General features: G+C 58.3%; 22 protein-coding genes. 12 read left to right on the top strand and 10 right to left on the bottom strand.

Going from position 1 to position 19,790, the window contains the following annotated elements; translation table 11 throughout:
• Positions 1-282: 282 nt before the first annotated feature.
• Positions 283-687, bottom strand: a complete 405-nt coding sequence (locus IF189_RS07525; protein ID WP_134825832.1) for a DUF2177 family protein — start codon at positions 685-687, stop codon at positions 283-285.
• Between the two features lie 45 nt (positions 688-732).
• Positions 733-1,569 (bottom strand): S1 RNA-binding domain-containing protein, encoded by an 837-nt coding sequence (locus IF189_RS07520; RefSeq protein WP_085710349.1) that lies wholly within the window; start codon positions 1,567-1,569, stop codon positions 733-735.
• A gap of 350 nt (positions 1,570-1,919) precedes the next feature.
• On the opposite strand from IF189_RS07520, the gene IF189_RS07515 reads away from it, so the two are divergent.
• The 3 genes from IF189_RS07515 (at position 1,920) to IF189_RS07505 (ending at position 3,981) form a co-directional block, all read left to right on the top strand.
• A complete protein-coding gene (locus IF189_RS07515; protein WP_016985943.1) occupies positions 1,920-2,108 on the top strand; it encodes a hypothetical protein in 189 nt (62 codons plus the stop codon).
• A gap of 215 nt (positions 2,109-2,323) precedes the next feature.
• A complete protein-coding gene (locus IF189_RS07510; RefSeq protein ID WP_134825831.1) occupies positions 2,324-3,040 on the top strand; it encodes a TorF family putative porin in 717 nt (238 codons plus the stop codon).
• Positions 3,041-3,111: 71 nt separating this feature from the next.
• Positions 3,112-3,981: a DUF6279 family lipoprotein gene (locus IF189_RS07505; RefSeq protein ID WP_134825830.1), complete on the top strand. Its 870-nt coding sequence runs from the start codon at positions 3,112-3,114 to the stop codon at positions 3,979-3,981.
• Positions 3,982-4,038: 57 nt separating this feature from the next.
• On the opposite strand, the gene IF189_RS07500 is transcribed toward IF189_RS07505, so the two are convergent.
• Positions 4,039-4,431 carry a transcriptional regulator gene (locus IF189_RS07500; RefSeq protein WP_085710345.1) on the bottom strand — a complete coding sequence of 131 codons (393 nt, stop codon included), beginning with the start codon at positions 4,429-4,431 and terminating at the stop codon, positions 4,039-4,041.
• A gap of 175 nt (positions 4,432-4,606) precedes the next feature.
• Between IF189_RS07500 and IF189_RS07495 the strand changes: the two genes are divergently transcribed.
• The 4 genes from IF189_RS07495 to IF189_RS07480 all read left to right on the top strand — a co-directional run bounded on the left by IF189_RS07495 (position 4,607) and on the right by IF189_RS07480 (position 7,116).
• Complete coding sequence (locus tag IF189_RS07495; RefSeq protein ID WP_134825829.1) at positions 4,607-5,341, top strand: DUF899 domain-containing protein; 735 nt, start codon at positions 4,607-4,609, stop codon at positions 5,339-5,341.
• 81 nt (positions 5,342-5,422) lie between these two features.
• Positions 5,423-5,698 (top strand): hypothetical protein, encoded by a 276-nt coding sequence (locus IF189_RS07490; RefSeq protein ID WP_085710342.1) that lies wholly within the window; start codon positions 5,423-5,425, stop codon positions 5,696-5,698.
• Between the two features lie 221 nt (positions 5,699-5,919).
• Entirely contained in the window at positions 5,920-6,504 is a 585-nt protein-coding gene (locus tag IF189_RS07485; RefSeq protein WP_192553073.1) for a papain-like cysteine protease family protein, read from the top strand.
• 12 nt (positions 6,505-6,516) lie between these two features.
• Positions 6,517-7,116 (top strand): hypothetical protein, encoded by a 600-nt coding sequence (locus IF189_RS07480; protein WP_134825827.1) that lies wholly within the window; start codon positions 6,517-6,519, stop codon positions 7,114-7,116.
• Between the two features lie 61 nt (positions 7,117-7,177).
• On the opposite strand, the gene IF189_RS07475 is transcribed toward IF189_RS07480, so the two are convergent.
• Complete coding sequence (locus IF189_RS07475; RefSeq protein ID WP_134825826.1) at positions 7,178-8,518, bottom strand: DEAD/DEAH box helicase; 1,341 nt, start codon at positions 8,516-8,518, stop codon at positions 7,178-7,180.
• Between the two features lie 191 nt (positions 8,519-8,709).
• Between IF189_RS07475 and IF189_RS07470 the strand changes: the two genes are divergently transcribed.
• A complete protein-coding gene (locus tag IF189_RS07470; RefSeq protein ID WP_114881836.1) occupies positions 8,710-10,008 on the top strand; it encodes a mechanosensitive ion channel family protein in 1,299 nt (432 codons plus the stop codon).
• A gap of 65 nt (positions 10,009-10,073) precedes the next feature.
• Here the strand turns inward: IF189_RS07470 and IF189_RS07465 are convergent, their stop codons facing one another.
• Positions 10,074-10,715, bottom strand: coding sequence for a hydrolase (locus IF189_RS07465; RefSeq protein WP_007956548.1), 642 nt, complete (start codon positions 10,713-10,715; stop codon positions 10,074-10,076).
• Positions 10,716-10,884: 169 nt separating this feature from the next.
• Between IF189_RS07465 and IF189_RS07460 the strand changes: the two genes are divergently transcribed.
• Complete coding sequence (locus IF189_RS07460; RefSeq protein WP_085605645.1) at positions 10,885-11,790, top strand: LysR family transcriptional regulator; 906 nt, start codon at positions 10,885-10,887, stop codon at positions 11,788-11,790.
• Here the strand turns inward: IF189_RS07460 and IF189_RS07455 are convergent.
• The 5 genes from IF189_RS07455 to IF189_RS07435 all read right to left on the bottom strand — a co-directional run bounded on the left by IF189_RS07455 (position 11,735) and on the right by IF189_RS07435 (position 17,370).
• Complete coding sequence (locus IF189_RS07455; RefSeq protein WP_134825825.1) at positions 11,735-12,616, bottom strand: carboxylate/amino acid/amine transporter; 882 nt, start codon at positions 12,614-12,616, stop codon at positions 11,735-11,737. The two genes, IF189_RS07460 and IF189_RS07455, sit on opposite strands and share 56 nt — an antisense overlap.
• 169 nt (positions 12,617-12,785) lie before the next feature.
• Complete coding sequence (locus IF189_RS07450) at positions 12,786-14,897, bottom strand: tetratricopeptide repeat protein (protein WP_134825824.1); 2,112 nt, start codon at positions 14,895-14,897, stop codon at positions 12,786-12,788.
• Positions 14,898-14,944: 47 nt separating this feature from the next.
• Positions 14,945-15,946: a hypothetical protein gene (locus tag IF189_RS07445; RefSeq protein ID WP_134825823.1), complete on the bottom strand. Its 1,002-nt coding sequence runs from the start codon at positions 15,944-15,946 to the stop codon at positions 14,945-14,947.
• 340 nt (positions 15,947-16,286) lie between these two features.
• Positions 16,287-16,886 carry an FMN-dependent NADH-azoreductase gene (locus IF189_RS07440; RefSeq protein WP_134825822.1) on the bottom strand — a complete coding sequence of 200 codons (600 nt, stop codon included), beginning with the start codon at positions 16,884-16,886 and terminating at the stop codon, positions 16,287-16,289.
• A gap of 169 nt (positions 16,887-17,055) precedes the next feature.
• Entirely contained in the window at positions 17,056-17,370 is a 315-nt protein-coding gene (locus IF189_RS07435) for a 3-phosphoglycerate kinase (protein ID WP_114881834.1), read from the bottom strand.
• 49 nt (positions 17,371-17,419) lie between these two features.
• Between IF189_RS07435 and IF189_RS07430 the strand changes: the two genes are divergently transcribed.
• Genes IF189_RS07430 through IF189_RS07420 form a run of 3 tightly spaced genes read left to right on the top strand, consistent with a single transcriptional unit; the run spans position 17,420 to position 19,728 of the window.
• Positions 17,420-18,343: a LysR family transcriptional regulator gene (locus IF189_RS07430; RefSeq protein WP_007956543.1), complete on the top strand. Its 924-nt coding sequence runs from the start codon at positions 17,420-17,422 to the stop codon at positions 18,341-18,343.
• A 14-nt stretch (positions 18,344-18,357) separates the two neighbouring features.
• Positions 18,358-19,161 (top strand): alpha/beta fold hydrolase, encoded by an 804-nt coding sequence (locus IF189_RS07425; RefSeq protein WP_134825821.1) that lies wholly within the window; start codon positions 18,358-18,360, stop codon positions 19,159-19,161.
• A gap of 3 nt (positions 19,162-19,164) precedes the next feature.
• Positions 19,165-19,728, top strand: a complete 564-nt coding sequence (locus tag IF189_RS07420; protein WP_134825820.1) for a peptidylprolyl isomerase — start codon at positions 19,165-19,167, stop codon at positions 19,726-19,728.
• Positions 19,729-19,790 lie beyond the last annotated feature (62 nt).

Here is a 19,790-nt window from a genome sequence, read left to right as displayed (position 1 = left end):
ACACACACGACATGGCAGTTTTCCAATGGTCAAAACAAAGCCCCGGCTCTTCGTCCGGGGCGAAAAATGGTCTAGGGGATTATTAACCAGTTGGCCAGAAAAAGCCGTCTGGAAGAGACATTTGATGCTCCTGCAACGTCAGCAGTGAATGGCTGACGGCTGCGCCGTCAATCGCTGGCAAGCCAGCTCCCACAGTATCAGCGGCGCTTACAGATTTTGTGTACGACTGGGACATTGTGGGAGCTGGCTTGCCAGCGATGGCGTCAGTTCAATCAACCGAAATCAGCTGGCTGATCTGCCCAACCGGCCAACCACGACAAATCCGACCGTACAGGCCAGCGCCGTGGCAAACGTCCCCCATGCCCAATCCAGCAACGTCACCTGCACCGACCAGCCACGTAGCGTCGCCCAGTTGGTCAGGTCATAGGTGCCGTAAGCGACCAGCCCTAGCAGCGCCCCCATGCGGGCGGCGCGTTGCCAGTTCAGCGCCGGCAACACCACAAACGCCACACAACCGAAAACGTACAGGCAATAAAAAACCGCTGCAGGCACCAGCAACGGTTTTTCGAGCATCAGCGGACCGAGCAGTTCGCGATAGGTCGGCGCCATCAACACGCCGAGCCAGAGGCCGTCGAGCAAAAGAAACGTCAGCAGCGTGGCGACGTAGGCAATCAGCGCTTTTTTCATTTGCCCGACCTCAGGTTGGCCCATGCAACATGGGCCACGTCAGGCTCAGGTTAGTTCAATGCGATCGGCATGAATGACGATCTTGCCTTCCTTGTACAACGAACCGATGGCCTTCTTGAAGTTGCCCTTGCTGACACCGAACAGGCTGCTGATCAGCGCCGGATCGCTCTTGTCGCTGACGGCCAGGGTGCCATTGCTTTCGCGCAACTTGGCGAGAATCTTCGAACTCAGGCTGCTGGCCGCTTCCTGCCCCACCGGTTGCAGGCTCAGGCTGATCTTGCCGTCGGCGCGCACTTCCTTGATGAAACCTTTCTCGCGCATGCCGGAACGCATGAACTTGAAGATTTCATTCTTGTGGATCAAACCCCAGTGCTTGTTGTTGATGACGGCCTTGAAACCCATGTCAGTGGCTTCGGCCACCAGCAGATCAACTTCCTGGCCCACGCTGTAGTTGGCCGGGGTCTTGTCGAGGTAGCGATCAAGACGCGCGGTGGCGGTGATGCGGCGGGTGTGTTTGTCGAGGTAGACATGCACCACGCAGTATTCGCCGGCGGTCATCTGGCGTTTTTCTTCGGAGTAAGGCAGCAGCAGATCCTTCGGCAGACCCCAATCGAGGAACACACCGATGCTGTTGACTTCAACAACTTTCAAACTGGCAAACTCACCGACCTGAACTTTTGGTTTTTCAGTGGTGGCAATTAGTTTGTCATCGCTGTCCAGATAAATGAAAACATTGAGCCAGTCTTCATCTTCGCTGGGAATATCTTTGGGGATATAACGGTTGGGCAAAAGAATTTCGCCGTCGGCACCGCCGTCCAGATATAAACCGAAGTTAGTGTGTTTAACCACTTGCAAACTGTTGTAGCGCCCGACTAAAGCCATTTCCAATACCCTCATTGCGTGGGCGGCATTCTACCCGGTTTTGCCGGGTTCGTTGGCCGGCAGATGCTCCCGCAAACTGAAAATTGCGCGAAGCCTTGATTTTCCTTGGCTTGCCGCCGAGCAGACGCCACTCGTCAGACCACCTCGGCGACTTCGCGCCGCGACGCCCCCGCGAAAAAGCCACCGATCTCGATAAATGTTGTTATTTAAAACAGCAGGTTAGCGGGATATTTCTAATAATTAATCGAGAATAATCCACCCGCACGCTGGGTTATTCCGGGGGATATTTACCAAGCAATTGTCAAGTTATTCCTGTACGATGCCTGGCCGAGTTACTTTTCTACAGGTTAATGGCCGCCATGCGCGTAAAAGCATCCACCAGCAAAGCAAAGCCAGCTCCAGCCGTTGAAACCAGCGAATCGATCAACGATCAGATCGCGGCATTCCTCAAGTCCGGCGGCGAGATCCAGCAAATTGCCAAGGGCGTCAGCGGCCAGACGTTCGGCCCGTCCAAGCAGATCAGCCTGGGCAAGAAGTAACACCCCGCAACATCCCAGTCCCAAGGCGCTTTGAGCTTCGAAGCGTCTGGACCGGAACCCTCGCAAGACCTCTCTCGCGTTTAATCAAACCGACAAAACATCAGAAATCGACGAACGGCCCTCGATGCCGATCATTCGCCGGTATCCTTGCACGCGTCTGGATCAAGCGTTTCAGCAGGTACGTCGCCCTGCGCTCGCTGTTCAAGGAGTGACGCATGCTCAAACCTCTCAGTTTAATTCTTGCAGGACTGCTGGCGAGCCCGGTGGCGCACGCGCAGATTTTCCAGCGTGAACTCGGCGACTTCGACCTCAAGCTCGGCACCACGCCCAGCCGCAGCATGGCCCAGGGTCTGGTCAAGCCCTCGGCGGCCGGCTCGTTTCACGGCGGCCTCGATCTGACCCACGACAGCGGCCTCTACGTCGGCCAGTACGCGCCGAGCATGGGACTGACGCCGGGCAAGAATCTGGAGATCGACTCCTACGTCGGTTTCAAACAACCCTTCGATCAAACCCTCGGCTACGAAGTCGGGATGATCCATTACAGCTATCCGAAGGTCGACACCCTCGACAGCCAGGAGCTGTTCGGCGGACTGACCCTGCTCGGCAGCCGTTTCGGCATCGCTCTGAGCAACGACCCGGACAAACAGAACAACACTTTGTTTGCCGATCTGGGCGGCAACCAGCCGTTCGGCATCGGGATCAGCATGAAATACACCACCCATCAGCTCAACACGCCGGTCTCGGTGGACGGCGGTTATGTCAGCAGTTTTACCGACTGGTCGGTGAAGTTTTCCCGGCCGGTGATGGGCATCGACCTGGACCTGATCTACAGCAACTCCAGCCTCAGCGGCAGCGATTGCTCCGCCTATTCCGGGCACAACAGCCAGTGCGACGGACTGGTCACGCTCAAGGCAGAACGCGCGTTCTATTGATTGGCTGAACTGCCGGGAGCATCCTGCGTTCACATAAGAATCAGACGCCAGGCTTTCGCAAGGACTCGCTCATGTCTCGCTGGTTCAAACACTGCGCCACCCTGTTGATCTTCACCCTTGCCCTCGGCGCGTGCAGCCGCGTCGGCCTGGCCTACCGCAATCTCGACGTGATCATTCCATGGACGCTCAGCGACTACCTGGACATGACCGGCGAGCAGAAAGGCTGGTTCAACGAACGCCTGAAGGAACACCTGAGCTGGCACTGCACCACGCAATTGCCGGGTTATCTGGACTGGCTGGATCGCCTGCAGACCATGGTCGAGACCAATCAGGTCACCGACGCCGCGCTCCAGGCCCGCACCGTGGAAGCCAAGCAGGCGATTGCCGAAACCGCCCGGGAGATTACCCCGTCGGCCATCGAGTTGCTGCAAGGGCTGGACGACAAACAGGTCGCCGACATGAACGATGCGTTTGCCAAGGACCTTCGCAAACGTCAGCAGGAGTATGTGAAGCCACCCCTGGCCCAGCAGATTGCCGAACGCGGCGCACGCATGGACAAACGCCTCAACGACTGGCTCGGACCACTGAGTCCCACCCAGGAACAACGCGTGATGGCGTGGTCGACAGCATTGGGCGACCAGAACACCCAATGGATCGCCAACCGTGCGCACTGGCAACAGCAGTTCAGCGCCGCCGTTGCCCAGCGTAAAAGTCCGGATTTCCCACAGCGGATCGAGACACTTCTGGTCTATCGCGAGCGTTTATGGACAGCGGATTACCGCAAGGCCTACGCCGACACCGAGGCTCAGGCGCGCTCGCTGGCGGTGGATCTGATGGCCGAAAGCACACCGCAACAACGCCAGCGCCTGTTGAAGAAAATCGAAGGGGTGCGCAAGGACTTCAATGATTTGAAGTGTCTGAAAGCGGCGAAAGCAGGCTGAGGTTTATTGAACCTGCGGGAGCCGGAAACCCGGCTCCAGAGGGATCGCAGCAGGCGCTCAGGCAATCTGCGCTTTTGACGCTACACGGTCGAATGTCGCCTCATCCAGCGCATCCTCCTGTTCATCCAGCACCTGACGCGGATGATCATTACCAGGAATGCTGCTGTCGATCAGGCTCAACAGGCTAGAGCCACGCGGGGTCAGGCTGAAATTGTTGCCGGTGCTGCCTTCATCGTCGCCACGGGGTTCGATAAAACCGCGCAGCAACAGCTTCTGTTCGTATTCACAGGCGATGGTTTTCAGATGATCCAGATTCTCGATCGGCTCGCCTGCCGCGGCTTTTTCCGCTGCGTAGTCTTCGGCATAGGAACGCGGTGCAAAGCTGTGGCCTGCGCCGTTCTGCACTTCATGCAGCAGGCGTTCAATCAAATCCCAGTTATAAGTCGTCATCCTGATTCAACCTCCGGTGCGCGTGATTAATGGCGCTGTCCTAGGTTGTGACCCGAGCGGGCAAGAGCCGTTCAGCTTGATTTGCGGCGCCGACCGACCGGCGGTCTGTCGATTTCCGACGGCGTTAAGCGACTAGTCTGAGACAGACGGTTTCAACCCCGCAGGAGAAATCATCATGAACGTTGAGAATCATCCGGTGGTGTCGCGCGAAGAATGGCTCGCCGCCCGCAAGCAGCATCTTGCCGATGAAAAGGCCTTCACCAAAGAACGCGACCGCCTCAGCGCCAAACGCCGCGCGCTGCCGTGGGTGAAAGTCGACAAGGACTATCGCTTCATGGGGCCGGACGGCGAATTGAAACTCACCGACCTGTTCGGCCAGCACAGTCAACTCATCGTCTATCACTTCATGTTCGCCAAGGGCTGGGAAGAAGGCTGCCAGGGCTGTTCGTTCCTCGGCGACCACTTCGACGGCGCCAATCTGCACCTGGCCCATCACGACATTGCTTTGGTGGCGGTATCCCACGCGCCATTCGCCGAATTCCAGGCGTTCAAGCGGCGGATGGGCTGGAAGTTCGACTGGGTGTCGTCGGACGGTTCCGATTTCAACTACGACTTCGGCGTGTGCGCCCGTGCTGAAGACGCAGAAGCCGGAAAGGCCACGTACAACTATGAAAAGACTGACAGTGGCGAAGAGGAAATGCCGGGGCTGAGCGTGTTCTATCGCGCCAATAACGGCGAGATATTCCACACCTACTCAACCTACGCCCGGGGTCTGGACATGCTGGTGGGCGCCTACAACTTTCTCGACCTCACGCCCAAGGGGCGGAACGAGGACGAAATCATGGAGTGGGTGCGGCATCATGATCGGTATGACGGAGAGCACAAATCCAGTTGCTGCCACGGCGACTGAGCCGGCAAAGACACTGAACTTTTCACGGGTCACGGCCCTCAACCGGTTAACCCGCCTTAACCGGATCCGAGGCCTGCCCCCATGAAAACCCTGCTCACTCTCACACTCGCCACCACCTTCGCCTGTGCCCTGCCCGTGTGGGCCTGCACGCCCGAAGAAGCCACCGCCAAACGCGAACAACTGGCCCAGGAAGTGGCAAAGCTCACCGAGCAAAACCCGACCAAGGCCAAGGAAATCAATGCCGAGTTGCAGAAGATGGACCTGGGCACCGCCTCTGCCGATCTGCCGGACAAATGCCAGTTGATCGACCAGCGCTTGAAGGAGCTGGATTCGGCCGAGCACAAAACCGAGGGTTAACGGCCTCGGGCTTCAGCCTCCACCACAAAGGACATGCTCAAAGCAGTGTCCTTTCGCCCGTATAATTGCATTTGTGCATTTATTTATTTGCACAAATGCATATTCAGACCTAGGGTTACCTCGAGCCTGCTCGGAACCCGCCGCAGAAGTGGCACCCCTTAACCGCCGACGGCTCGCAAATCTACGCAGGACATTTGTTTTCATTCATGGAGGATTGAAAAATGTTAACCACTGAAACAACGCAATTCACCGGCAACTCCCTGCCCGGGTGCCTGACCGGCCATCTGCTCGACGCGCAACTGGTCGAGGTCGAAGCCGCGCCACAGGCCGAGGCCCTGGCGGCCTCAAGCCTGAACTTCACAATGCAGCAACAGACCCAGACCAACTGGTGCTGGGCCGCGGTTTCCGCTTCGGTCGGCAACTATTACGGCACCGGGTCCTGGACCCAGTGCGGGGTTGCCAGCACCCAATTGAACCGCAACTGCTGCAGCCAGCCGGGGCCGTGCAACGTCTATGGCTATCTGGATTCGGCCCTGCAAACCACCCGCAGCTACAACGGGATGAATCAGGGCTCGTTGCAGATGTCGGCCATCCAGAACCAGATAAACATGGGCCGGCCCGTCGGTCTGCGCTGTGCCTGGTATGGCGGCGGTGCGCACTTCCTGACGATCTACGGCACCAACGGCAACTACGTGCTGGTCGCGGATTCGATCTACGGCTATTCGACCCGCGCACTGAGCTCGTTCCCCGGTTCCTACAACGGTGGCGGCAACTGGACCCACACTTACTTCACGGCGAAAAACTAGGAGGGCGACATCATGCAACTGACTTATCCAAAGGCGCCTTCCAACGGCGTACAGACCTTGCGTCCGGTGCTGCAAGCGGCGCTGCAAACCCAGGGATTTGGCATCAATCGCCAGTTCGCCAGTGCTGTACCGGCGAAAATCAGCCTGAGCGAGGCTTATCGCGGCTACTCGCTCAGCCTGGAGGACCTGAGCCAGGGCAAAGGCCTGAAGGACGCCCGGCTCGGCGACTGGCATTACTTGGTGTTTGCCGACGGCGTGTCGATTGCCGATGCGCAATTGGCCGAAGTCCGCGGTCACGTCGAGTTTGCCTCGTTGAACCACGGCAACCTGGCCACCGCCACGGTCGATGCGCTGAAGCTGGCGGAGCAATCGCCGCAGTTGCAGGGCAAAACCGTCGAGCTGCGAGTCCTGTTCGTTTCGGCGCTGCAGGTCGTAGCCATCTGGCTGCACGCGGCCGGTGAAGATGTGCTGATCCCGATCGAGCCGACGCCCAAGGAGCTGGCCCTGACTGGGCTGTACTCCGAGGCCGCCCTGCTTGCACAGCTCAAACCAAAGGCGGATCAGGCCAAGCAGCGCTTTGATGCCGACACCCGTGGACAGCTGGGCAGCTGATAAACGCTGGCAATAAAAAAACCCGGACAGTGTCCGGGTTTTTTTGCCTGCCTGAAACGCCTTACTCGGCCGCAGGTGCTGCCGGCTTGCGGCGCTTGAGCGGGGCCATGCCGTCGCTGCTCACCAGAGAATCCGGCTTCGGACGGTTGGCGCTCTTGCGCTTGGTCGGGGTCTTGGCGGCGGATTTTTTCTTGTCGCCCTTGGCGTCGGTCTTTTTCTTCTTCACGCCGACGGCTTTGCCCGAGGCCTTGACCTTTTTCGGTCCGCCGTAGGTGCCTTTGACTTCCTTGATGGTGCGGCGCTCGAAGCTCTGCTTCAGATAACGCTCGATGCTCGACATCAGGTTCCAGTCGCCGTGGCAGATCAGCGAGATCGCCAGACCGTCGTTGCCGGCACGGCCGGTACGACCGATGCGGTGAACGTATTCGTCGCCGCTGCGTGGCATGTCGAAGTTGATCACCAGATCCAGGCCGTCAACGTCCAGACCACGGGCCGCCACGTCGGTGGCCACCAGGATCTTCACGCCGCCCTGCTTCAGACGGTCGATCGCCAGTTTGCGATCCTTCTGGTCTTTCTCGCCGTGCAGCACGAACGCCTTGTATTCCTGGGCGACGAGACGACCGTAGATGCGGTCGGCCATGGCCCGGGTGTTGGTGAAGACGATGGCCTTCTGATAGGTCTCGTTGGCCAGCAGCCAGTTGACGATCTGTTCTTTGTGCTGGTTGTGGTCGGCGGTGATGATCTGCTGACGGGTGGTGTCGTTCAGCTGGCTGACCGCGTTGAGCTGCAGGTGCTCAGGGTTGTTCAGCACCTTGGCGATCATCTCGCGCAGGCCGGAACCGCCGGTGGTGGCGGAGAACAGCATGGTCTGCTGACGGTTCGGGCACTCGTCGACCAGACGCTGCACGTCTTCGGCGAAACCCATGTCGAGCATGCGGTCGGCTTCGTCGAGCACCAGCACTTCGACTTCTTTCAAATCGAGGTTGCCGGCGTTCAGTTGCTCGATCATCCGGCCCGGAGTGCCGATCAGGATGTCCGGCACCTTGCGCAGCATGGCGGCCTGGACCTTGAAGTCTTCACCGCCGGTGATCAGGCCGGACTTGATGAAAGTGAACTGCGAAAAGCGCTCGACTTCCTTCAGGGTCTGCTGGGCCAGCTCACGGGTCGGCAGCAGGATCAGGGTCTTGATGCTGACGCGGATCTTGGCCGGGCCGATCAGGCGGTTGAGGATCGGCAGGACAAACGCGGCGGTCTTGCCGCTACCGGTTTGCGCCGTCACCCGCAGGTCACGCCCCTGAAGCGCCAGCGGAATGGCCGCGGCTTGCACAGGCGTTGGCTCGACAAATTTCAGCTCGGCCACGGCTTTGAGCAGGCGTTCGTGCAGGGCGAATTGGGAAAACACGGGTGCTACCTCGAAGATATGCAGAAAAACAGCTGCATAGGTTACCGGTTTCGAGCGCTCAGGCCGAGTTTCTTTATGAAATCAGCCGCAATCAGTGGCTTTTTTGTTGCTCGATTTGTCTCCAACGGTAATACACAGCGTCTTAAATGCTCTAATCGCCCGTCGCGTCCTACAGAAGAATCGTTGCCCTCATGGATTTCAAACAGCTCTGGCTCAACGCCCAAGACCTCTGGGGTGCCCTCGATCAGCACCCGCTCCTGCACGCCGGCCTGGCACTGATCCTGCTGCTGGTGATCGCGCTGGTCCTCGGACGAGTGGCGCGTTACCTGATCCTGCATGCCAGCCGCATGCTCGGACGCCAGCCCGCGCTGCACTGGATCAACGACTTTCGGCATAACAAGGTGTTTCAGCGCCTGGCGCAGATGACGCCGTCGCTGGTGATCCAGTTCGGCCTGCACCTGGTGCCGGAGCTGAGCAAGACCGCCATGGTGTTCCTCGGCAATGTCGCGCTGGCGTTCACCATTCTGTTCCTGCTGCTGTCGGTCAGCGCCCTGCTCAACGCGCTGCTGGACATTTACGCCCGCACCGAACATGCCCGCACCCGCTCGATCAAGGGTTACGTGCAACTGGCGAAAATGGTCTTGTACGTGTTCGGCGCGATCATCATCGTCGCCACTCTGATCGACCGTTCGCCGCTGTTGCTGCTGTCCGGTCTGGGTGCGATGTCGGCGGTGATCCTGTTGGTCTACAAGGACACCCTGCTATCGTTCGTCGCCAGCGTGCAGTTGACCAGCAACGACATGCTGCGGGTCGGCGACTGGATCGAAATGCCGCAAGTCGGCGCCGATGGCGATGTGGTGGACATCACCCTGCACACGGTCAAGGTGCAGAACTTCGACAAGACCATCGTCTCGATCCCGACCTGGCGCCTGATGTCCGAATCCTTCCGAAACTGGCGCGGCATGCAGCAGTCCGGCGGGCGGCGGATCAAGCGCAGTCTGTTCATCGACGCCAGCGGTGTGCGTTTCATCCGCGACGATGAAGAAGAAAAACTGTCCCAGGTGCACCTGCTGACCGCCTACATGGGCCGCAAGAAAGCCGAGCTCAAGGCCTGGAACGAAGCCCAGGGCAACGTCGCAGCGATGTCGGCCAACCGCCGGCGCATGACCAACATCGGCACCTTCCGCGCCTATGCGCTGGCCTACCTGAAGAGCCACCCCGAGATCCAGCCGAACATGACCTGCATGGTTCGCCAGATGCAGACCACGGCCCAGGGTATTCCGCTGGAAATCTACTGCTTTACCACCACCACGGTGTGGGCCGATTACGAGCGGATCCAGGGGGATATTTTCGATTACCTGCTGGCGGTGCTGCCGGAGTTCGGGCTGAGTCTGTATCAGCAGCCGAGTGGTGGGGATTTGCGTTCCGGGATATTGCCGGCAGTCCTCGGCGCGAGCCACATTCCAGAAGCCGAAAAACATGTGATGTAGAGCTTTCTTGAGCGCAACAAAAAAGACGCAACCCAGGTTGCGTCTTTTTTTGTCCGGCTGACTTGTCAGGCCTGACGCTGCGGTGCCTTGTGCACCATGGTGTAGGCGTAGTCGACACCCATGCCGTATGCGCCGCTGTGCTCCAGCACCAGGTCCATCACCGCCTGATAAGTGTCTTTGTGCGCCCAGTCACGCTGGTACTCGAGCAGTACTTGCTGCCAGGTCACCGGTACGGCGCCGGCCTGAATCATCCGCTGCACCGACATGTCGTGGGCTTCTTTGGTGGTGCCGCCGGATGCGTCGGTGACGATGTAAACCTCGTAACCTTCAGCCAGGGCTTCCAGGGCCGGGAAGGTCAGGCAGACCTCGGTCCACAGCGCGGCGATGATCAGCTTCTTGCGACCGGTGGCCTTCACCGCGTCAACCAGCGCCTTGTCTTCCCAGGAGTTCATCGAGGTGCGCTCGATCGGCTTCTGCTCCGGGTGTACTGCCAGCAGTTCCGGCCAGATATAGCCGCTGAAGCTTTCGGTTTCGACCGAGGTGTAGATGGTCGGCACGTTGAAGATCTTGGCGGCCTTGGCCAGGCCGACGGTGTTGTTCTTCAGGGTCTGACGGTCGATCGACTGCACGCCGAAAGCCATTTGCGGCTGGTGGTCGATCAGGATCAGGGCGGAGTTGGTTGGGTTCAGCAGTTCACGGATAGACATGGCGCGTTCCTTTTGATGTCGATTCAGCGTTTCGATTGGGTAATGGGTGAGTCGAGTGGCTTGCCGTCTTCGGCGTTGTTGTCTCGGCTTGGATGTCACTTTAGGGGCTGGCCGATAAAGGGACAATTCCCTAAAATCGAGAATCATTGATTCTAAAAAAGGGACAATCATGGATCGCATCGAATGCATGCGCGCCTTCGTGGTGACGGTCGGCGAGAACGGCTTTGCAGCCGCCGCCCGGGCCATGGACGTGCCCCGCTCGAAAGTCAGCAAACAGATTCAGGCGCTGGAAGAAGCCATCGGCGTGCAACTGTTGCAACGCACCACCCGCAGCCTGCACCTGACCGAGGCTGGCGCGGAGTATTTCGAAGCGGCGCGGGAAGTGATTGCGGCGCTGGACGAGGCCGAGCAGCGAGCCCGGGACGGGGTGGGCGAATTGCGTGGGGTGCTGCGAGTGAACGCGCCGATGTCGTTCGGCCTGCGGCGGCTGGGCAAGCTGATTCCGCTGTTCCACGAGCAGCACCCGAATATCGAGCTGCAACTGGTGCTCAGCGACCAGCAGGTCGATCCGGTGCGCGGCGGGTTCGACGTGACGATCCGCATCGCCAGCCTGCCTGACTCGACCATGATCGCCCGACAATTGGCGCCAGCACCGCGAATCATGGTCGCCTCCCCCGCTTACCTCGAACGCGCGGGCACGCCGCAGACCCCGCAGGATCTGCGCTCGCATCAATGCTTGAATTACGGCTATCTGCAGAGCGGCGTCAGCCTGCAACTGTGCAACGGCAAGGAAACCCAACGAGTCAACGTCACCGGCCCGCTGCACGCCAACAACGGTGACTTGCTGGCGCAAGCGGCCGAGGCCGGCATGGGCATTGCGCTGCTGCCGGACTTCATCGTCGAAGAGGCGCTGGCGGCCGGGCGACTGGTGCCGGTGCTGTGCGAATGGCAAGCCCCGGCGATCACCATCAACGCGGTGTATTCGTCAGCGCGACGGGTGCCGCAGAAAACACGCGCGTTTATCGAGTTTCTGGTGGGGCAACTGGCGCCGGCTTGCGAATCCCCAACCGGCTGATCCACACCGCCGCCAGAATCACGCTGCCACCGAGGAACAACCGCCCCAGTTCCTCATGCTGATTCCAGATCAACAGGTTCAGCAGCAACCCCACCGGCACATGCAGATTGTTCATCACCGCCAGGGTGCCGCCGTTGACCAGGCAGGCGCCCTTGTTCCACCAGTACAGGCCGAGTGCGGTCGAAACCAGACCGAGGAACACCAGCACGCCCCATTGCAGCGGCGCTTCCGGCAGGAAATTCGATTTGCCGAACAGCAGGAACGCCGGCAGTGCCACCGCCAGTGCGCCGAGGTAAAAGAATCCGAAGCGCCGGTAGTGCGGCAGATCGCTCGGGTGCTTCGCCACCAGATGCTTGTACAGCACCTGCCCGGCGGCGTAGGTGAAGTTGGCCAGTTGCAGCAACAGGAAACCCATGAAGAAGTCCGGGTTGATCCGGTCGTAGCGAATTACCGCCGCGCCTGCGACCGCCACCAGTGCGGCGATCAGTGCCCACGGGTTGAAACGGCGGTTCAGCGCGTCTTCGATCAGCGTCACGTGCAGCGGCGTGAGGATGGTGAACAGCAGCACTTCCGGCACCGTCAGCACGCGGAAGCTCAGGTACAGGCAGACGTAGGTCACGCCGAACTGCAAAGCGCCGATCAGCAGCATGCCGCGCATGAACGCCGGCTCCACCGAGCGCCAGCGCGTCAGCGGGATGAACACCAGCCCGGCCAGCACTACACGCACCAGCACCGCGAAGTAGCTGTCGACATGCCCGGCCAGGTATTCGCCGATCAGACTGAAGGAAAACGCCTGGATCAGCGTGACAATAAGTAGATAGCCCATGGTCGCCTCGATTTCGAATGGCGGCGACGATAGCGGTTTTTCCCGGCCAACGCTGAGTCTCAGGAAAAAAAAACGCCCTCCTGTCAAAAACACCGAAAGAAGTTGCACACACGAACATGGTAATCAACACGGACAGCCAATCCTGCGTTGTCTTATCAGACCGGATGTTTCACGCAAACAATGGTGCTGGCAGAGGCTGATATCGCCCAAGTAGTTCCTTGAGCCACTTCGTACCCGTAGCTAATGCCGAATCATCACTTGAGTTCAGAACGTTCCACTCTTTGGTCAAGTAGCACGACCAGGAAGATTTCTCCCTTTCAGCGTCACGTGCCTCAAACTCAATCCTTGCTTGAACGGCTTTTTTCGCCCGATTGCGATCGCTTGGACTTGACTCGATCGAATTCAAAGTTTGCAAGTAACGCCACAAACTGGTCTCCAGCGGGAACTCCAGTTGAGTGGCTGCCTCATAGTTCGAGAGCACATCACTATCCAACTGTTTTTTTGCCAGCGCCTGTCGTAACGCCAGCGGCAGAGGCAGCACGCGATCAATAAATTGCGCATCGTCTGAGTGCAATTCAGCCTCCACACCAGTAGTCAGTGCTGCGCTCCAGGAGCGAATCGACTCGACGAAACCAAGCCAGGCTGGATCAGTTTCAGGCACTACAATTTCATGAGCTTTCGGTTTTTCGTCTTCGATGTACCAAGAAGAGCCCTGCACCAAACGCTTCTGTAATCTCCGAATGTAATTTTCAACAGACTTGTTCGTAGAGTAGCGATTGTTGTAGCGCTGTAATTGTTCAACAGCTGTTTGCAAGTCGCCCTGCTTTCCGCGCCTGGCATAGGCACTGGCCAACAGCAGAGTACATGCAGCGTCGCTTGGATCAATCTGCAAACCTTTCTGACTGAGTTCCAAAGCCTGCGGCCAGTCCTCTCGACGAATGGCCATCTGAGCCAAAGTAGAAAGTGCGTGTAAATTTTCAGAGTCCAGTTGTAGTACTTGCTGCAAGAGATGATGAGCTTGAGGTAAAGCATCATTTGGACTGGACTCCGCAAGCAACCGTGCTAGTTCCAGACGGCAATGCACATTCTCTGGAAAACGCCGTGTCATTTCCCACAAGACCCATTGCGCACGTTGCGGCTGGTCTGTACGCCGCAAGACCAACTCCCACAGCATCCATCGTCTAGGTTCGTCAGGGTCCAGGCGCAAGGCCAGACGAATCCAATGGAACACTCGAGACTGAATCTCAGGATCATTAAGAGGATATTTGTCACTCAGTACACGAATGCCACGATCTAGAACCCGCAGAAAGTGGTAAGCATCCCCCGACTTATGCAGAAAGTCCTCATGAGCACTTATCAAGCGATGAATGGCTTGCCAAGCTTGCAACAGACTTTTGGAGTGCCGAATCGATTCAATAACCTGATCAGTGTCTCCAGGCTGTCCCGGAGGTTTAAGCCCGTAATCGGGTCGGGGGGAAGTACTGGCATATCGTCGAGTCCCCTGTGTGCTTGAGAACCCCAGCAAGCGCAATACCGACTCGGCCTTATCATTGCCCAGCGTAGTGAGAAAAGTTGCCAGAAAGTCTCGATAGTGGGCTGCGCTCAAACTTGGGTTGCGCACCATTACACTATTCAGACAGTGCGCCAACTCCTCTTGAGCAAGTACACCCAGGTTTTTTCGGTGTTGGTAACGACTGACAAGTGCTTGTACTTGCAACCTCAGATTGCGCAGGCTGTCCTCTTCCGACAAAGGGAGTTTGGCCAACGCCAACAAGCCAAGATTGAGATAACGTGTGGAGCGCGTACGTCCGGCCTCGATCGCAAAAGACTGCCAGAAAAACTGCAATTGGTTATCGGCTTGTTGAGCAGCCAGTACCTGCCAGTAATCATATTCAGGATCGCGAAATGCCGAGAGTGTGAGCGATCTCAGCCACTGGAGCCATATGGCTCGATCTGTACGCAACGTTGCCTGGGTTCTCGGCAGCATAAAAAAAAGAGGCCATTGCATGGCTTCACATACTCGGGCGCTATAAGCGCCGAATTTTCGCGCAGATGGTAAAGGGGCATCACGCTCTGACCTCAGCCAGGCCGACAAACCGATATCCAGATAATCGCAAAGGCCAGCACCCTGTTCAGCCTCAATGATGCCTGAATCAGGTTCTCCGAGTAACGTGCGTGACACACTGCGATCTTTTCGTGGCAACACCGCCAGCAGAAATTCGTGCGGAGAAACGCGCTCAAAAGGACCGATATCCGCAGCACCGCGCAACAAATCATTCACGGCCTGCTCCGGTGCGTTACGTAGCTGTTCAGCCCAATGCTGCCAACTCATGCTAATACCTCGCCGAATCTGTCGCAGCCCGACAATTTTTGTAACCCTTGCACGTGACGGTTGCGGGCGTCGAATATGGCTTCATCCTCAAGTAGAGCATGTTCTGAGCTAATGAAACCAAGCGCTTTAATGTGCCGTGGCTGATACTCGATCGGAAAAGTAAGCAGTTCCGGGGTAAAGGTTTCCGGTACTGCTGAATGGTTGGCCAAATCCAGCGTGTAGCCGTAACTTTCACCACCCGGTTGAAGTGGTGCGGGAATAAAAGCGGCCGACATTTCAGCGTCCAGCACCGTGGGGCGGGTAAAACTTGCGACGGCACCTTTCTTGGTTGCCATTGACCGAGCCTGCCGCACATCATCCAATGTGTAGCACATCAAGGCTACAGGAAGCGCCTGGTTTGAAGAACTAGGCCAGTGAGTCAAACCCAGACGATCGCGTAACAGATGCGGCCAGTCATCCTTGATCAACCCGGCCAGATCACCTCCAAAATCGTTCAAAAAAGTTGCAAACAAAGGACGCGCCTGTGTTCGCTGGGTATTCCACTGTGCCATGAATTCAATACGCAATGCCTCATCCGAATCGGACAACGTGTCTTTGCGCAGATCTTTTTGCGAGTTGAAAAAACGCTGCCAGAAGTTGGTGGAAATGCCAGAAATCAACGGATTATCAAATAAAAAGCCCAACGATTCCAAACGCAGCAAATAGGTGTTGTCGAGTTGTTCGCTCAAATGCGCTCGGCTATTGACTGCCATGAAGGTCTCGGCACTTCTCGGCAGGTCCAGAGGAACATGGACAAATGACCCCAGATAACTTTTGTGTTCTGCCTTCCAGTCTGTATGGGTAGTGACATCACCAACATACACACTGTATTCAGATGCGCGCTCATCCGAGACCGCGTCTTCCCAGCGATGGTTTGCGGTAGCACAACGAATAGCAGTGCCAGCGGAGAGAGAGGCTGCATCTGAAGCGAGTGATTGAAGCTGATGGCTAAGCAACATAGGTGCAAAGATCGTCCTGAAAATTTGTTCGCGCTGGCCCGCTTTATTGGCGGTGTGCGCCTGCGTACCTGCAGCTTTCCTTGGGGCTCGAGCCCCATGCATGTGGACGAGTATAAAGCCGGCCGAACACGAGCGCGAGCATGACGGCACAATGGCATTGTCACGCGCGAAGCAGCCGCTCCGTAAAAAATGCAAAAAAAAGCCCGATCTCGCTAAAGCGTTCAATCGGGCTACAGCACTCAGGAGCAACAAGTGCAAAGGGAGGTTCGATGCGCGTAGAGCCTTGAAGGGGTTGCGCCAGGTCACTAGAACAATCGGCGATTATCTGGCGATTAACATATCAAGCGACCTGGGACAGTTTGGCGTTGGCCTGGTTGAGGCCTTTCTCCTGGAAGTCACCGCCCAGGTTCATGCCCTCGGCGTGGATGAAGGTCACGTCGTGGATGCCGATGAAACCCATCACCTGACGCAGGTACGGTTCCTGGTGATCCGCCGGGCCGCCGGCGTAGATGCCGCCGCGAGCAGTCAACACGTAGGCACGCTTGCCGCTGAGCAGGCCTTGCGGACCGGTTTCGGTGTACTTGAAGGTCACGCCGGCACGCAGCACGTGGTCGAGCCAGGCTTTCAGGGTGCTTGGAATCGCGAAGTTGTACATCGGCGCGGCCATCACCAGCACGTCGGCGGCCAGCAGTTCATCGGTCAGTTCGTTGGAGCGGTCCAGCGAGGATTGTTCGTTGGCGTTGCGCTGCTCGGCGGGCTTCATCCAGCCGCCCAGCAGGTTGCTGTCCAGGTGTGGCACCGGGTTCACGGCGAGGTCACGGACGGTGATCTGATCGGCCGGGTGTGCAGCTTTCCACTGACTGATGAAGGTCTGGGTCAGTTGACGGGATACCGAGTCTTGCTGGCGGGCGCTGCTTTCGATGATCAGAACGCGGGACATGGTGTGTAGCCTCCATCCGAGAATGTTGTAAGTCGATGGAGTGAAGGTTAAACAGAGTCGTATCGATGAAAAAGCGCAAATAATTGCTGCAAACCATCGAAATATTCGTTTAGATGCAAGCTACACCTGCAGGAGCGGGCTGACTCGCTCCTACAGAGAGGCAAAACCGCTATTTCGGGTTGCAGGTCAGTTCGACGCGCAGCTTGATGATCTCGCGGGAGAACTTGGCGGTGGCGTTGGTGTGTTTGCCGGCCGGGACTTCGATATTGCGGGTGCGCGGCGCTTCCGGGCCATTGCTGAACACGACTTTACAGACCGCGTCGACCTCGCCGTAGTTGGCGACCCGGATGGAGCCGATGTCTTTATCGGTATCGAAGGACTCGTAATCGATCTTCAGGCCATTGAGATTCTTCTGCACATCGATCGGATACGCAAACGCGGTCAGCGGCAGCAACGCCAGTACCACACAACAGAATTTTTTCATTCGGCAGTCTCCATGAGGGACAGCCAGCTTAGGACAAGAGGAGCTATCGATGAAAGCGCCCCGCGTGACCCTCGATCAATGGCGAACGTTGCAGGCGGTGGTCGACCACGGCGGATTCGCCCAGGCGGCCGAGGCCCTGCACCGTTCGCAATCGTCGGTGAGCTACACCGTCGCCCGCATGCAGGATCAGCTCGGTGTGCCGTTGTTACGCATCGACGGCCGTAAAGCCGTACTGACTGAAGCCGGCGGCGTGTTGCTGCGGCGTTCGCGACAACTGGTGAAACAGGCCAGCCAACTGGAAGACCTCGCTCATCACATGGAGCAAGGCTGGGAAGCCGAAGTGCGGCTGGTGGTCGATGCCGCCTACCCGAGCGCCCGCCTCGTTCGCGCATTGACCGCATTCATGCCGCAGAGCCGAGGCTGCCGCGTGCGTCTGCGTGAAGAAGTGCTGTCGGGTGTCGAGGAGGTGTTGCTCGAAGGCGTGGCCGATCTGGCGATCACCGGCCTGAGCATTCCCGGTTATCTCGGTGCGGAATTGAGCGACGTTGAATTCGTCGCCGTCGCCCACCCCGAACACGCGCTGCATCGGCTGAACCGTGAACTGAATTTCCAGGATCTGGAAACCCAGATGCAAGTGGTGATCCGCGACTCCGGCCGCCAGCAACCCCGGGACGTCGGCTGGCTCGGTGCGGAGCAGCGGTGGACCGTCGGCAGCCTCGCCACCGCCGCCAATTTCGTCTCCAGCGGACTGGGCTTTGCCTGGCTGCCACGGCACATGATCGAACGGGAATTGAAGGAAGGCCTGCTCAAGCTGCTACCGTTGGATCAGGGCGGCAGCCGCAATCCGAGTTTCTATCTGTATTCGAACAAGGACAAACCGCTGGGCCCGGCTTCGCAGATCCTCGTCGAACTGCTGCGCACCTTCGACACCTTGCCGCTGGACGCACCGTTCGCCGCCCCCGAACAAGCCTGACACGGAGTTCACCGATGGCGTATTTCGAGCATGAAGGCTGCAACCTGCACTACGAGGAATATGGCTACGGCGATCCGTTGCTGCTGGTTCACGGTCTCGGCTCCAGCACCCTGGACTGGGAAATGCAGATTCCGGCACTGGCCGCGCAATACCGGGTGATCGTCCCGGACGTGCGGGGCCATGGTCGCTCCGACAAGCCCCGCGAGCGCTACAGCATTGCCGGCTTCAGCGCCGACATCGTCGCCCTGATCGAGCACCTGAAACTCGGCCCGGTGCACTACGCCGGACTGTCCATGGGCGGCATGATCGGCTTCCAGTTTGCTGTCGATCAGCCGCAGATGCTCAAGAGCCTGACCATCGTCAACAGCGCGCCCGAGGTCAAGGTGCGCAGCCGCGACGACTACTGGCAGTGGTTCAAGCGCTGGAGCCTGATGCGCCTGCTGAGCCTCGCCACCATCGGCAAGGCCCTTGGCGCCAGACTGTTCCCCAAACCGGAGCAGGCGGAATTGCGACAGAAGATGGCCGAGCGCTGGGCAAAAAACGACAAACGTGCTTATCTCGCCAGCTTCGATGCGATTGTTGGCTGGGGGGTTCAGGAACGACTTTCGAGGATCTCCTGTCCAACGCTCGTCGTCAGCGCCGACCGGGACTACACCCCCGTCTCGCTGAAAGAAACCTATGTCAGACTGCTGCCCGATGCGCGGCTGGTGGTGATCGCCGATTCGCGCCACGCCACCCCGCTCGATCAACCCGAACGCTTCAATCAAACGCTGCTGGCGTTTCTCGCCACAGCCGATATTCACCCTCAGGATCACTGAACCATGCTGAAAAAACTCGCCCTCGCCGCCGGCACCGTGCTGTTCGCCGCCAACCTGATGGCTGCCACGCCGGCCAAGGCGCCACACGTCGAACTGGTGACCACCAACGGCACCATCGAAATCGAGCTGGACCCGGTCAAGGCGCCGATCAGTACCAAGAACTTCCTTGAGTACGTCGACAGCGGTTTCTACACCAACACCATTTTCCACCGCGTGATTCCGGGCTTCATGGCCCAGGGCGGCGGCTTCACCCAGCAGATGCAACAGAAAGAAACCAAGGCACCGATCAAGAACGAAGCCAGCAACGGTCTGCACAACGTTCGCGGCACCCTGTCGATGGCCCGCACTTCCGATCCGAACTCGGCCACCAGCCAGTTCTTCATCAACGTCGCCGACAACGCGTTCCTCGATCCGGGGCGCGACGCCGGTTACGCGGTGTTCGCCAAAGTGGTCAAGGGCATGGACGTGGTCGACATCATCGTCAACTCCCAGACCACCACCAAACAGGGCATGCAAAACGTGCCTGTCGACCCTGTGATCATCAAGTCGGCCAAGCGCATCGACTAAGCTTTACAGGGCATATCGAGCGGCTGCAGCTTAAAACTGCGCCGCTCACACTGATAAAAGGA

Origin of the sequence: Pseudomonas sp. IzPS59 (genome assembly GCF_014863505.1) — a bacterium.
Lineage (GTDB): Bacteria > Pseudomonadota > Gammaproteobacteria > Pseudomonadales > Pseudomonadaceae > Aquipseudomonas > Aquipseudomonas kribbensis.
Note: the sequence above shows the minus strand (reverse complement) of the source record. Positions and strands in the feature narration are given on the sequence as shown.